The sequence below is a fragment of the Pseudoalteromonas luteoviolacea DSM 6061 genome (assembly GCF_001625655.1).
Classification (GTDB): Bacteria; Pseudomonadota; Gammaproteobacteria; order Enterobacterales; family Alteromonadaceae; genus Pseudoalteromonas; species Pseudoalteromonas luteoviolacea.
On the sequence record NZ_AUYB01000100.1, the window covers coordinates 161,651 to 175,743 of the forward strand.

General features: G+C 40.4%; 12 protein-coding genes. 4 read left to right on the plus strand and 8 right to left on the minus strand.

Translation table 11 applies throughout. The annotated features are described in order from the left end of the window. Nucleotide 1 precedes the first annotated feature (1 nt). The 3 genes from N475_RS10795 (at nt 2) to hupB (ending at nt 2,180) form a co-directional block, all read left to right on the plus strand. Entirely contained in the window at nt 2–1,264 is a 1,263-nt protein-coding gene (locus N475_RS10795) for an SAM-dependent methyltransferase (RefSeq protein WP_063365249.1), read from the plus strand. Continuing rightward, nucleotides 1,236–1,769, plus strand: a complete 534-nt coding sequence (locus N475_RS10800; RefSeq protein WP_063365250.1) for a DUF2878 domain-containing protein — start codon at nt 1,236–1,238, stop codon at nt 1,767–1,769. Before N475_RS10795 ends, N475_RS10800 begins: the two co-directional genes overlap by 29 nt. A gap of 135 nt (nt 1,770–1,904) precedes the next feature. Further along, nucleotides 1,905–2,180 carry a nucleoid-associated protein HU-beta gene (gene hupB / locus N475_RS10805; RefSeq protein WP_063356261.1) on the plus strand — a complete coding sequence of 92 codons (276 nt, stop codon included), beginning with the start codon at nt 1,905–1,907 and terminating at the stop codon, nt 2,178–2,180. Nucleotides 2,181–2,259: 79 nt separating this feature from the next. On the opposite strand, the gene ilvN is transcribed toward hupB, so the two are convergent. The 8 genes from ilvN to N475_RS10845 all read right to left on the minus strand — a co-directional run bounded on the left by ilvN (nt 2,260) and on the right by N475_RS10845 (nt 12,098). Continuing rightward, entirely contained in the window at nt 2,260–2,757 is a 498-nt protein-coding gene (gene ilvN / locus N475_RS10810) for an acetolactate synthase small subunit (RefSeq protein ID WP_063365251.1), read from the minus strand. Next, a complete protein-coding gene (locus tag N475_RS10815; RefSeq protein WP_063365252.1) occupies nt 2,757–4,478 on the minus strand; it encodes an acetolactate synthase 3 large subunit in 1,722 nt (573 codons plus the stop codon). The genes ilvN and N475_RS10815 overlap by 1 nt, the downstream gene beginning before the upstream one ends. 477 nt (nt 4,479–4,955) lie before the next feature. Next, complete coding sequence (locus N475_RS10820) at nt 4,956–5,963, minus strand: isocitrate dehydrogenase (protein WP_063356264.1); 1,008 nt, start codon at nt 5,961–5,963, stop codon at nt 4,956–4,958. Nucleotides 5,964–6,164: 201 nt separating this feature from the next. After that, a complete protein-coding gene (locus N475_RS10825) occupies nt 6,165–7,853 on the minus strand; it encodes a hypothetical protein (protein ID WP_063356265.1) in 1,689 nt (562 codons plus the stop codon). Continuing rightward, nucleotides 7,840–8,238, minus strand: coding sequence for a DUF3192 domain-containing protein (locus N475_RS10830; protein ID WP_063356266.1), 399 nt, complete (start codon nt 8,236–8,238; stop codon nt 7,840–7,842). Before N475_RS10830 ends, N475_RS10825 begins: the two co-directional genes overlap by 14 nt. A gap of 66 nt (nt 8,239–8,304) precedes the next feature. Further along, nucleotides 8,305–9,084, minus strand: coding sequence for a flap endonuclease Xni (xni, locus tag N475_RS10835; RefSeq protein ID WP_063356267.1), 780 nt, complete (start codon nt 9,082–9,084; stop codon nt 8,305–8,307). 122 nt (nt 9,085–9,206) lie between these two features. Continuing rightward, complete coding sequence (ppnN, locus tag N475_RS10840) at nt 9,207–10,550, minus strand: nucleotide 5'-monophosphate nucleosidase PpnN (protein WP_063356268.1); 1,344 nt, start codon at nt 10,548–10,550, stop codon at nt 9,207–9,209. Between the two features lie 15 nt (nt 10,551–10,565). Continuing rightward, a complete protein-coding gene (locus N475_RS10845; RefSeq protein ID WP_063356269.1) occupies nt 10,566–12,098 on the minus strand; it encodes a GGDEF domain-containing protein in 1,533 nt (510 codons plus the stop codon). 176 nt (nt 12,099–12,274) lie between these two features. Between N475_RS10845 and N475_RS10850 the strand changes: the two genes are divergently transcribed. Continuing rightward, entirely contained in the window at nt 12,275–14,056 is a 1,782-nt protein-coding gene (locus N475_RS10850; protein ID WP_063365263.1) for a M61 family metallopeptidase, read from the plus strand. Nucleotides 14,057–14,093 lie beyond the last annotated feature (37 nt).

Genomic DNA, 14,093 nt, shown 5'->3' on the forward strand with positions numbered 1-14,093 from the left:
GATGGAAAAAACGACGCAACAGTATAGTGACATAAGTGAAAGCTGGACTAGCAAAGTATGCAAAAAGATAGTGCTTGCTGCGCTAAATCAAATTACTTGGGGACATATCAGGCTTATTGACGGCACCCAAGGCTTCGATTTTGGAGAGCAAAACGGTGAGCATTCTGTCACTATCAATGTGCTTTCCCAGCAGATGTACTCTAAATTTGCCTTGGGCGGTAGTGTTGGAGCTGGAGAGTCATACATTCTCGGGTTTTGGGAGTGCTCTGATTTAACAAAGCTAATAGAGATCTTCGTTGTTAACCAAGACGTATTGGACCAGTTTGAAAAGAAGTTCGCATTAATATCTGGTTTCGCTAACAAATTGACGCATTTTAGAAATCGCAATACAAAAGCTGGTTCAAAAAAGAACATTGTTGCTCATTACGATTTAGGCAACGATCTGTACAGTGCGTTTTTGAGCGAAGAGATGCTTTATTCAAGTGCTGTGTATCCATCACATGATTCATCACTAGAAGAAGCGCAAAGTAACAAACTAAAGCAAATTTGTGAGCAAGTAGACCTCAAAGCAAGTGACCATGTTATTGAGATTGGCACAGGCTGGGGGGCATTTGCGATTTATGCTGCACAAAACTACGGGTGCAAGGTTACGACAACTACTATCTCAGATGAACAGCATGCGTATGTTAAAGAGAAGATCTGTGAACTGGGGCTAGAAGGGCAGATAACGCTACTTAAAGACGACTACCGGGAGTTAAATGGACGGTTCGATAAGCTAGTCTCAATAGAAATGATTGAAGCAGTAGGGCATGATTATTTACGTGGCTTCTTTGAAAAGTGTAGTTCATTACTCAAGCCCGAAGGTGTTATGTTGATTCAAGCTATCACCATTGCATGTCAGCGATACCAGCATTATTTGAAAAATTCTGACTTCATTCAGCAGTACATATTCCCCGGAGGGTGTCTTCCTTCTGTCACTGAAATGAGCAAGCAAATATGTAACAACACAGATATGGTTGTTCACTCAATCAAAGATATTGGATTGCATTATGCTAAAACGTTATTTGATTGGAGAGAGCGCTTTAATGAAGCTTGGCCATCGATAAATAATCAGAAGTTTGATCAACGTTTTTACCGCCTATGGGAATTTTACTTGTGTTACTGCGAAGGTGGATTTAAGCAAAGAGCGACCAGTGCAGTGCATCTTGTTGCAAGAAAGCCTAGGTATCTAAGTGATGATGAGAAAGTATTCTGTAGTTATTAATTTTGCCCTATTTCAAGCGGCTTGGTTTGCTGTTTTCTTTTTACAGGAGCAGGGGATGTTAGTCGTTGCTTTGGCTATTTCTTGCATGGTTGCTTTGAGCCCAGATAAAAAAAATGATTGTAGGTTTGTGCTAATTGGCCTAGTTGTCGCCGTTTCTATAGAGGCAGTCGCGAGTGGGTTAGGGATCATTCGATATGAGGGCGGGTGGATTCCTGTTTGGCTGATTTTTTTATGGGCAGCGTTGTTATTCAGTTTTAGAGAATCTCTTGCGAAACTATTTGTTCTGACGTTGCCAACTAGGCTACTACTAGTTTGGTTAGGGGCTCCGGGAAGCTACTATGCTGGTCAACAAGTGGGTTTGTTGTTAACAATCGAACCTGTGTGGTTGTTCTGGGTTTCTTATGGGGGCCTTTGGTTCTGTGGTTTTGAAGTGTTAAGGTGGCTTGATAAACACCCCAAAATCAGACGGGAAATAGGTACATCTGAGTTGGTTCGTACCCATTAATGCTAAATGCGCGCAATATAAGGACAATTAGAGCGAAATATTTAAGTTATAAGCGAATTTGCACTTGCACAAAGGGCAAAAATGGATAAACATAGAATTCGCTCCGGCAGAAAATAAAAATATAGGAATTAAATAATGAACAAAGCTCAACTAGTTGAAAAGATAGCGAACGACGCTGATATCTCTAAAACGGCAGCTGGCCGTGCATTAGATGCTTTAACTAGTGCTGTAACTGAAGCTCTAAAAGAAGGTGACTCAGTAGCACTAGTTGGTTTTGGTACTTTCTCTGTAAAAGAGCGTGCAGCACGTACTGGTCGTAACCCTCAAACAGGTGATGAGATCCAAATCCCAGCAGCAAATATCCCAACATTTAAAGCTGGTAAAGGTCTAAAAGATCAAGTGAACCTTTAATAAGGTGATATAAAAGCGCCACAAAAAATGTGGCGGTGTAGATTAAAAAAAGAGAGTTTATAACTCTCTTTTTTGTTTTTTAATTTCTGAGAGCTTTATCTCCGCGACCTATCCCAGCAGATCCAGAACGCACCACTTCAATCAAATCACTTTCATGGCACAACATCTTTAAAAAGTTTTCAATTTTGTCACTACTGCTGGTCATTTGAATAGTGTAACTTTGTTTTCCCATATCAATTATGGTGCCACCAAAGACATCGCTTACTCTGGTTATTGCTGCCCTTGTGGTTTCATTTCGAGCATACACCTTAACCATTAGTAGTTCTCGCTCTACGTGACTAATCTCCGTTAAGTCTAAAACTTTCAATACGTCCACAAGCTTGTTAACTTGTTTGGTAATTTGCTCTACAACGCGGTCATCACCATGTGTCGTGATAGTAATGCGTGACAGAGTCTTGTCGTCTGTCGTTCCTACCGTTAAGCTATCAATGTTGTAAGCCCGTTGTGAGAATAACCCTACGATTCTTGATAGGGAACCTGGTTCGTTTTCTAATAGGATTGCCAAGATACGCTTCATTATGCTTTTACTCCCTTTTTCAACCACATCTCATCGATAGCACCATGCTTAATTTGCATCGGATAAACATGCTCTTTTTCGTCTACTCGAATATCTAGGAAAACTAGTCGATCGTTTATTGAAAAAGCCCTTTGTAGTGCTTCGTCTAACTCATCTGGATGGTCAACCCGTATTCCTACGTGACCATAGCTCTCAGCTAAAGCAACGAAATCCGGTAGTGATTCCATATATGAACTTGAGTGTCGTCCATCGTACAGCATATCCTGCCATTGTCTTACCATTCCTAAAGAGCGGTTGTTCAATGAAACCACCTTTACATTTAAGCCGTATTGTAAGCATGTAGACAGCTCTTGGATGTTCATTTGAATAGAACCGTCACCAGTGACACAAACAACCTCCTCAGAAGGGAAAGCGACTTTTACGCCCATCGCGGCTGGAAGACCAAAGCCCATGGTGCCGAGTCCGCCAGAGTTGATCCACTGCCTTGGCTTTTTAAAAGGGTAGTACTGCGCAGCAAACATCTGGTGTTGACCAACATCAGAAGTAACATATGCATCGCCTTTGGTAATCTCATATAGTTTTTGAATAACTGTTTGCGGCTTCAACTTGTCAGTCTCAGTATCAAAGCCCAAACAATTCTGAGCGCGCCAACTTGTGATTTGATTCCACCAAACTTCTTGCGCACCGCGGTCGATACCGATGTTGCTGTTATTTGCGCTGTGCAAAATTTGATCAATGACTGTATCTAAACAACCAACCACAGGGATATGTGCTTGTATTGTTTTTGAAATGGATGTTGGGTCAACATCTACATGGACGATTTTTGCATTTGGGCAAAATTTACTTACGTTATTTGTAACTCGATCATCAAATCTCGCACCTAGGGCCAATATTACGTCTGCATTAGCCATGGCTTTGTTTGCTTCAAGAGAGCCGTGCATACCGAGCATACCAATAAAGTTCGGATGATTCCCGCTTATGCCTCCTAAGCCCATTAGCGTGTTAGTAATGGGAGCATTTAGCTTTTCTACAAGTTCTGTTAGCTTGTCTGAGGTATTAGAAAGGATAATTCCACCACCAGAATAAATTACCAGCTTTTTAGCGCTTAGAATTGCCTCAACGGCCTTTTTAATTTGTTTTGAATGGCCTTTAGTATTCGGGTTGTAAGTACGCATCTCAAGCTGCTTTGGCATTTCATACTTAAACTTGAGTTGCGGGTTTAACACGTCTTTTGGTAACTCTACAACGACAGGTCCTGGCCGGCCTGAGCCAGCTAAATAAAAGGCTTTTGCTAAGATTGAGGGAATATCTTCGGCATTTCGACAATTGAAACTGTGCTTCACAATAGGCCGCGAGCAGCCAACAATATCTGTTTCTTGAAAAGCGTCATCGCCTATCAGGTTTGAAGGAACTTGGCCCGATAGCACGACCATAGGGATAGAGTCCATATACGCTGTGGCAATACCAGTTATACAGTTTGTTGCCCCCGGTCCAGACGTAGCAAGCACAACACCGGTTTTTCCTGTAGCACGAGAATATCCGTCAGCCATATGGGTGGCAGCTTGTTCATGACGAACTAGTACATGTTCAATATCTGATTGCTCGAAAAGTGCATCATAAAGGTCCAACACTGAACCACCAGGGTAACCGAAAATGAATTGTACATCTAAATCTTTTAGCGCCTTTACAACTAACTCGGAGCCATTATATTGCTCATTCATTACCTCATTCCTCAGTCAAATAAAATTTTGGCATAAAAAAACCCCGCAAATGGCGGGGTCGATGAAAGCGTTCACTCACACAGGCCCCTATGGACTTTTAACCAAGACCACCACGAGGACTAGCTGTGCGAGTTTTGTAAACGTCATTTCTTTTCTACTTAAATAATCTAAACACCCGTTCATTTAAAGGCCAATTTGGTTTTCTGTCAAGGAATGATGCGGTGAATATGCATAATATATCTATTATTTTCGTTGATAAATTTGAAAGGTAGTATTTCATTTTTCAAAAATAACCATTTTTGAATAATAAAGCCTTGAAGTTTAATGTGAATATCACAATAAAATTAAAAGAGAGTGACGCAAAAAGTTACGGTAAGAAATAGTTAAGTATGTAATTGGTGTATATAGAGATATTTTGAGCTGGAGAGTAAGGATAGTGAAGCGAATAGCGGGGGTGCTATTCGCTCTATACGCTAATTAAAGGCGCTCAATCACAGCCTGAGTGAAATCAGTAGTACCGTGGTTACCACCTAGGTCACGTGTAGTACGATCGCCAGATTTAATTACTTCAGCAACAGCGCTGCGGATACGCTCAGCTGTTTCACCCATGTCTAGGTACTCAAGCATTTGAATTGAAGCTAGAATCACTGAAGTTGGGTTTGCTAGGTTTTTGCCTGCGATGTCAGGTGCACTACCGTGCACAGCTTCGAAAATTGCTGCGTTTTCACCAATGTTAGCACCAGGCGCCATACCTAAACCACCTACTAGACCTGCACACAGATCAGAGATGATATCGCCAAATAGGTTTGTTGTTACAACAACATCAAACTCATCAGGGTTCATTACCAGTTTCATACAAGTAGCATCAACAATCATTTCTGCTGATTCGATGTCTGGGTAACGCTCGCCAACCTCGCGTGCTACTTTCAAGAATAGACCTGAAGTTGACTTAAGGATGTTTGCTTTGTGCACAGCTGTAACTTTTTTACGACCTTCACGTTGAGCAAGTTCGTATGCGAAAGTTACGATTTTCTCTGCGCCTTCACGTGTGATCTTTGACATTGCTTCAGCTTCTGTACCATCTTCAGAAGTTACTTGTCCAAGACCTGAGTACATACCTTGTGTGTTTTCACGTACAGTGATGATATCAATGTCATCATAGCGTGCTTGTGTACCTTCGAAAGACTTAACTGGGCGTACGTTAGCGTATAAGCCAAACTGCTTTCTAAGTGTTACGTTGATTGAAGTAAAACCTTCACCAACAGGCGTAGTTAAAGGACCTTTTAATGTAAGCTTGTTACGCTCAATTGCTTCAAGAGTCGCAGGTGGAAGTAGTTCACCTGTTTTTTCTAAGGCTGCAAGACCTGCATCTACGTATTCGTATTCAAAGTCACAACCAGCTGCATTTAAGATTTCAATTGCTGAATCAATAATGCTTGGACCAATACCGTCGCCTCGAATAACAGTAACTGTTTGCTTAGCCATTTAGTTTTCCTTTATCAAAATAAATTATACACACCTAATTAAAGGACCACTTTATTGTAGTCAATGAAATAAAAAGTGTGTTGTCGCTTGAAAAATTAAGCGCGTTTTATAGCAATTTATTCATACTTATTCCAGCAAGGAATGAAAAAACGGCATAAATTGAACTTATGTTTGTTATATCCTATATTTATAGAATAAATATTATTCAATTATATTGTGTAAAGATAGCGCTAAAAGCGCATCATGTACTTCAGCAATGTTTTTCCAGCCAAATTTTATCGCTTGTTCTTCTAGAATTGTTTTTTGCCATGCAGTCGCTTCAAATGCTGCGCTACTCCATTGCATAGAGAGTACTTTAACAGCAACAAAGGTTTTCGCTTTGCCACTTAGCTGGTTATGTTTCTCTTTCTCAGAGTTTTGAAATGCTTGGTGTGCAGGGCTATCTCCAAAGTGTGAGTCAAAGTATGTTTGTAGCTTTTGTTCATCAAATGTTTGAAACCCAAATAGCCTAGAAAGCGAGTAGGGTTTAGTATCATCTAATTGCTCATCGGTACATGTGAAGCGCTTAATGTCAATATCATGGTGTTTTAACATAAAAGCAATGACGGCACTGACAGGGGAGAGAATATTCTCATACTCTTGGCCATATGCGCGCTTAATGAGCGTCGCTAAAACCAGGGAAATTTGCTGATATTTGTGCCATACATCCTGAGCAAACGGGTGTCTCAACTGTGAAATGACCTGCTCAATAAGAACACGTTGACACAAAAGTGTCGCTGTATCTAACCCAACCATTGTGAGGCTATGGCGAATATTTGCGCCTTTTTGAGCTTCTCTATTATAGAGTTTTGCAGCCTGTGTTAAAGCTTCTTCAATATGAGGGAAAGGGGCGATGGTTTTTTCAATTGCCCTGAAACTTCCAAAGCTACCTTTATTGAGCTTTTCTATTACTTCAAATGTACTGTCAAAGTTAGACTCGCTTGACTGTATACTTGGTAGCTCAATATGGCTCCACACTTTGTAGAGTAATTGTTTGTCAGAAGTCGAGATTTGATTAAAGCTGAAACGGTAGGGTTTCTTAGTTTTGATTAATTTGGTGAGCTTGTTATTTTCCAAAGTACATAAGACTTGTTGCTCTGCTTTGAGAAGAAGCACCGCTGTGGTGCCCTCGTAATTTGTCGAGGACCCCACAGGTAAGAGGCTAAATTGCTCAACCAGCTTGTACAAAGAAACTCTCACAAACTCGTCAGTGTTTGTCAAATAAAGCCTTTTAATGCATAGGCTTAGCGCATTGTTTTTACATCCTTTTTTTGCTACAGCAAAGGCGACAATTTGGGCAATAGCAACTATTAGGGTCGTATTATCATATAAAGGTGTTGCATTTTTGCTTCTTAAGGTTTCGCAATATGGCTGTAGCCTTGCTAGCATGCGTGTAGCTTGTTTATTTACCGAGCCACCATGCTCAAGCACTTTAACTGCCAGCTGATACCTGAGTTTCCAAAGCTTTTTGCCTTGCTCTGTCAGAGATAAACTTTTCTGAAGTTTGTCATTTTCATTTTTAACACAGATAAAACTGGCGATACAGGCGACTAAAAGTTCTTGTTGTATCTTTGCTGAATATCCATGCCCTTCAGACATAATACAAACGAGTACACACTTTTTGACTACAAGGTTTGTTGTAGGAGAATATTCATCAAAATAAAAAGACAGATAGCTGTGAAGAGCATTAGGGGCAAGCCGGTAAGTTTCGCGATATAACTGAGCTAGTTGTGCCAAAGTTGGGAAAATACTGGGCCATTTATTTTTATTATAATAAAGCCTAAGAACAATTTCCGTTTTTTGAATAAGCTCAAATAGTTGTTTGGATATCTCTTGATTAGTTTGTGACATTATTTAGTGCTTTCTCATACGCTACAATGGCACCGGCTCCCCACAAAATAAGTTGGCCATTTTTAAATAGCATTCCGGTGCATTCGTCTTGTGTCGTTATTCCATCTGGTTTCATTAATTGCGTTCGGTAAAAAACTATTTGGTAGACATATTCTTTGTCGGATTTAACATAAGTTAAATCTGGACTGCCTAAGTTATCTAATACCGTATCAAGCTCCATTTCGGCGTTCGGTTTAAGTTTACTTATAAACCGCTTATTGAATGCTTCTCTATCTTTCCACGCCATGGCTCTAGGGTCATCTTTATAGAAGTTGATGACAAGAAAGACGATTCCAGCATAAACAGCCAAGCCGAGAAAAATATATTGTAGAACTTTTTTTATCATGTACGTCACCTGAGAACAGCCCGGTTAGCCTAGCCCAAGCGCTAAGCCAGAACAAGTGATTTGCGTTTAACGCAATTGTGTTAAGCGAAGCTGACTGAGTTTAAACCCCATTTCAATATCTGTTCTCAGAGCGACGAGCGCTTTGCTCAATACAAAGTTGTCTATATCTGCTTCAATTTTTTTCCTAATGCTGTCTTTTAAATCGGTGCTTTGCACAGCATTTTCTACTGAACCGTACTGTTCTAATACTTCTAAAGCCGTCTTTTTGCCTATTCCTTTAACACCCGGTATATCGTTGGTTTTGTCGCCCATTAACCCCCAATAATCATGTAGCTTTTCTTTTGTAATTGAGAACTTTGTAGTGACATGCTCTTCATTTAAGTACTGCTGTTTAAAGTAATCAAAAACTTTAACTTGCTCTTGCAGTAATGGTAAAAAACCTTTGTCTGTCGAGATGATAGTGGTCTGCACACGATGCTGTGCTGATTTATACGCAAGCGTTGCAATAACATCATCGGCTTCATCTTGCTGCGGAAAGTAGGATTTAACGCCGTTTTCATTAAACCCTTGTGCAACATGTTCGAGGTTATCTTTTAGTGCCGTAGGCATAGGCTTTCTATTTGCTTTGTAATCGGCGTAAAGGTGGTAACGCCAACTTCGATCACCATCAAAAACGGCAATGGCATGAGTAGCTTCTGTTGTTTTAAGTAATTTGCGCGTCGCATTTTTTACTCTGTGATGGCAGCTTGTAATGATTTGCTCATCAGTTAATCCTGGTTGCTCACAGTCAACAGCATAGATTCGTCGGATTAAATTTAGTGCGTCAATCAAAAGTAAATGTGCCATAGAATTCAAAGAGGTTAAAACAATGCAATATTGGCATATTATACCAGAGGGGCTGCGATACTTCACCGCTCCTCTGGTTGCTTTTATTCAAAAGAAAAAACCGCGTTTACTCAGTTTTTGTATTAAGACTCAATTTTATAGCAAGGTATATATGTGCTACCAGGTAACTTCATTCGACCTTGTGATACAAAGGCGCGCAATAAATTATCCATATCCTTCATAAGCGACTTGTCGCCGCTAAGTGTATACGGGCCATGTTCTTTTATTGCTTTAACTCCATTGTCTTTCACATTGCCCGCGACAATACCCGAAAAGGCGCGACGTAAATTGGCAGCCAGTACTTCTTTTGGTTGATCAAGGTGTAAATCCAATGAAGCCATATTTTCGTGGGTAGGTTCAAATGGTTTTTGAAACGGTGGCTCAATCTTGAGAGTCCAATTGAAATAATAGGCATCGCCCTCTGACTTCCTATATTCCCTAACGTTGGGCATGGCATTTTTAATCGCCTTTGCGACTTGCTCTGGATCGTCAATGATAATATCAAACTTACTTAATGCCTCTTTACCCAAAGTTGTTTCAATAAATTTGGCTATTTCATTGAAGTAATCAGAGCTTGAAGCCGGCCCCGTTAGAATCACTGGTAAAACTTGCTTGTCATTATCTGGGTGTAACAATATCCCCAGTAAGTAAAGTAGCTCCTCAGAAGTACCAGCACCACCTGGGAAAATGATAATTGCGTGTGCCGTTCGTACAAAAGCTTCGAGCCGCTTCTCGATGTCAGGTAAAATAACCAGTTCATTGACAATTGGGTTAGGTGGTTCAGCAGCAATGATGCTCGGTTCAGTCAAACCAAGATAGCGGTTGTTGGTTATACGCTGTTTCGCATGCCCAATAGTTGCACCTTTCATGGGGCCTTTCATCGCACCAGGACCGCACCCAGTACATATGTTTAATCCTCTCAGGCCGAGTTGGTACCCCACTTCTTTGGTGTATTTGTATTCCATTTCATTGATTGAGTGACCCCCCCAACACACAACCATATTAGGATCTGTATTTACCTCAAGTGCATCCGCATTTCTGAGCATATCGAAGACCATATGCGTGATATTTTTTGTCTCAACTAACTCTTCTTCATGCCTTTGGCAGATGAAAAGAATGTCTCTAATAACTGAAAAAATATGCTCGTGAATACCACTAATAATATCGCCGTCGACGAATGCGGATTCTGGTGGGTTTGTTAACTCAATTTTTATGCCTCTTTCTCTGGCTACGAGCTTTACATCAAAGTCTTCAAACTTTTTGTATATCTCATAGCTAGAGTCAGTATGGCTGCCTACATTCAGTACTGCCAAAACGCAGTTTCTAAAAAGTTTATATCGTTCAAAAGTGGAAGACTGTTGCAACAAATCAACTTCAAGTTGCGATAAAAGATTAAGAACTCCTGTTGGATTAAGCTGTACATGCATAGGCACTTCTCCTTTTTATTCTCGTAAGCAGAGCCTATCTCTACCAGAGTTTTTAGCGTCGTAAAGGGCATTATCAGCACGATCAAATGCTGTTAATGTCGTATCTCCAGCCTTTAACTGAGTGGCTCCAAGGGAAATCGTTATTTGCACTTCTGTTTCTTTAAATTTAAATGGTATCGCTTTTACGGTTGCACGTATTTTTTCTAAAGGTGCCTTGGCGGCACTTAAGGGCATGCCTGGCATTAATAGCACAAATTCTTCGCCGCCGTAACGAGCGATAAAATCGGCTTTACGAATTGATTTTTTGAGTGCTCGCGCGATAACTTGCAGCGTTTTATCACCGGCACTATGCCCATATTTATCATTGATTGACTTAAAGTGGTCAACATCAATTACCACTAGCGTCACATCGTTGCTGTGGACTTCAAATAAGTGGAACTCCTGATTATACCTATCATCAAAAGCAGCGCGATTAGGTAACTTGGTCAATCCATCAAGTAAACTTTTGAATTTTTGTTCATTAAGTCGTTTTTTATAGTTAGTGACTTTAGACTCTAAAACGTTGATTCGATCATTTATTTTGTCGAAACTTTGCAGTAGTGTTTCTTTGTCTTTGCGTTCTATGTTTTCACGTTCAATAAGGTCCTTACTTAACTCTTTGAGCTCATTGTCGACCAATTGCTTTAGCTCTGAAATTGACGTTGCTTGTTGAGTTTCAACGTTGAGTTTAGTTATCTTTTCCTCAATACGTTTATTAAGCGCAGAAACTTCTTGGTTAACCGATTTGGACTGATTGGTGGTTTCAACAATCGACTTATGCAATTCTTCTAATGTTTGGTTCAAAGATACCAAAAAGCCTTGCGCTGATTGTCTCTCTCTTGCTATCGATTTCGCGAAAATTCTTATAATGTTGACCGAGTTTTCTAGCAAAGAGTCAACAGAGTCATCTGATGACAGGTTGTGTTTAATTTGCTTGATTTGCTCAGATACGTCTTCCTCAAAAACCAGCTCATTGGTCAGTGCTAACAACTCCAAAGCAAGCTCGGGGTTAGTTGAAGAACTCGACATTTGAGGTGCAGCTTTTGCTTGCAAAGTCTGCATGTAAAACTGCAATAGTTTGTCTAACAACGGCACATAGTCAACATTAGCTTTTATGTTGCCTAATTCATGATCTAACAAATGACGCAGTTTTCTTCTCGTATCATCAGGCAGTCCTTTGAGCTTTTGTAGTTGTTTACCAGCCCCTTGAATATGACTTTTTAATGCCCGTTCGTTAGATTCAAATATGTTCTCTTGCTGCTTCAACTGAACTATCGCATTCTCGATAACAGGGGTTAATTGCTCTAGTTCTACACCTTTTGATAAAGCGCTCCTGAACTTGGCGAGTTGATTATCCAATGCGACATCTTGTCCTCGACAACCAAAAGACAGCTTGCTCGCAAAGTCACAGAGCATAGTAACTTGAGTTTTCTTTGCTTCTTCTAAGGCTTTTCTCGCTGAAATAGCTTGAGACAGTTTTTTTTCCAATAGTGCAGTTTTATCAGTCACAAAAGTCCAACATCTTTTTTTAACTATATCACTAGCAAGTTTACATCAAATTACTGAAAAATGTGGAAGAAATTATTTTTCAGTCTGGCTTTTTATTGTGTGGGTTCAACGTTTTTAGTGGTCGTAACCACTCGGATTTTGCTAATTTTAAGAAAACTCATAAATTTTTTATAAATATGAAAACAAAACTCTCACTTTTAACGCTTGCGTTAGTCAGCCACTTTTCGATGGCAGATGTACAATATCGTTTATCAATTACTGAGCCAGAACATCATTTAGGTAATGTTGATGTGACGTTTCCCAAATCAGCTCAAGCACATATTGATGTTCAATTACCTGATTGGAGAACAGGGCGTTACGAAATTTTAAATATGGCCAATGGCATTCGCTTTTTTAACGCCAATGACGGTCAAGGAAATGCTTTAAAATGGCATAAAATTGATAAAAACACATGGCGAGTGCATTTTGAAAAGCCAACTGAGGTTACCGTTTCTTACCAAGTATACGCAAATGAACTTGGTATGCGCTCAAGGCATATCGATGATTCTCATGCATTTATTGATGCATCTGGTTTTTTCATGTTCAGTGACTCATTTAGGCAAGAGCCTGTTAGAGTTGACTTAAATGTACCAAAGCAATGGCGCTCTGTTTCTGGCATGGCGTTTGCTGAATCAAAACATAGTTTCAAAGCAGATAACTATGACATTTTATTAGACTCACCCATTGAAACGGGGATCAATGAGCTCCATAAATTCTCAGTTGATGGCAGGGATTATGAGCTGGTCATTTGGGGTGAAGGCAATTATGACGTTGACCTAATGCTCAGAGACCTTAAAAAGCTAGTAAAGACTGGCAGTCTCATTTGGCATGACTATCCATACGATAGATATGTTTTTATGGTGCATGCGACAAGTGGTGCACGCGGTGCAACGGAGCATTTGAACTCGACTATTATTCAAAGACATCGAGACCGATTTGCGTCTAGAAGTGATTATATCGGGTTTATTTCTACAGCAGCTCACGAGTTTATTCATACTTGGAACGTAAAGAACTACCGCCCCTCTGGGCTAGTCCCGTACGACTATGTCGATATCAACTATTCGGATCTGCTTTGGCTAGTTGAGGGATCAACCAGCTATTTAGAAGATTACTTACTTTTGAGCGCTGGCATTACAACAAACCGAGAGTTTTACAACAGTTTAACGAGAACAGTAAACCGGCACATGAAAACGCCAGGGCGTGAAGTGCAATCAGTGGCGCACACCAGTTTTGATAAGTGGATTAACCAAGGCGGCGATCATGGTAAAAACTACAGCACTAATATTTACTTAGAAGGCGCGCTAGTATCCATGGCGCTGGATATTGACTTGATAGATAAAAGTGGCGGAAAGGTGAGTTATCGAGACGTGCACACCGAGCTCTACAAACAGCATAAACTACCAAAGTCATTTGATGCTGCGGATGTAAAGCGCATTCTCAAAGAAATAAGCGGCCGTGATTACTCCAATTGGTGGGACAATTATGTAGATGGACCAGCAATTTTAGATTTTGATGCGCTATTTGAAAAAGTTGGTCTTGAGTACGTGTATCCCATGGGGACAAAGGAAATAGCGCGATTAGACGGCGCAGCTAAAAGTGTAGGGGAGTTGCTTGAGTTAACGCATGTTGCACGTGATGGTAATGCGTGGAAGGCAGGGTTGACGGCGGGAGATAAAATCGTCGCAGTAAACAAGCATCAGGTCAGAAAAGACCTTGCAGCAACGCTTTCGTTATTTGAAGCGGGCGATGTTGTAACCATTGACTTTATTCGTCGTCACAAACTGATGTCCTTAGAGCTCAAACTTGCTAAAGGATATAATAGCAATAAAGTGATTAGAGCTGTGCAGGCCCCTTCAGAGCGCCAAGCTAAACTATACAAGGCTTGGACAGGCGTATCACACCCAAACGCTAAAAATTAAAAAAAGGCGCTATGAGCGCCTTTTTTAGTTCAATCTG

Coding starts and splice junctions, on each gene's coding strand:
- N475_RS10820 (WP_063356264.1), bottom strand. CDS start 5,963: ATGGCTAAGCAAACAGTTACTGTTATTCGAGGCGACGGTATTGGTCCA.
- N475_RS10815 (WP_063365252.1), bottom strand. CDS start 4,478: ATGAATGAGCAATATAATGGCTCCGAGTTAGTTGTAAAGGCGCTAAAA.
- xni (WP_063356267.1), bottom strand. CDS start 9,084: ATGGCACATTTACTTTTGATTGACGCACTAAATTTAATCCGACGAATC.
- hupB (WP_063356261.1), top strand. CDS start 1,905: ATGAACAAAGCTCAACTAGTTGAAAAGATAGCGAACGACGCTGATATC.
- N475_RS10830 (WP_063356266.1), bottom strand. CDS start 8,238: ATGATAAAAAAAGTTCTACAATATATTTTTCTCGGCTTGGCTGTTTAT.
- ilvN (WP_063365251.1), bottom strand. CDS start 2,757: ATGAAGCGTATCTTGGCAATCCTATTAGAAAACGAACCAGGTTCCCTA.
- N475_RS10825 (WP_063356265.1), bottom strand. CDS start 7,853: ATGTCACAAACTAATCAAGAGATATCCAAACAACTATTTGAGCTTATT.
- ppnN (WP_063356268.1), bottom strand. CDS start 10,550: ATGCATGTACAGCTTAATCCAACAGGAGTTCTTAATCTTTTATCGCAA.
- N475_RS10795 (WP_063365249.1), top strand. CDS start 2: ATGGAAAAAACGACGCAACAGTATAGTGACATAAGTGAAAGCTGGACT.
- N475_RS10850 (WP_063365263.1), top strand. CDS start 12,275: ATGAAAACAAAACTCTCACTTTTAACGCTTGCGTTAGTCAGCCACTTT.
- N475_RS10800 (WP_063365250.1), top strand. CDS start 1,236: ATGATGAGAAAGTATTCTGTAGTTATTAATTTTGCCCTATTTCAAGCG.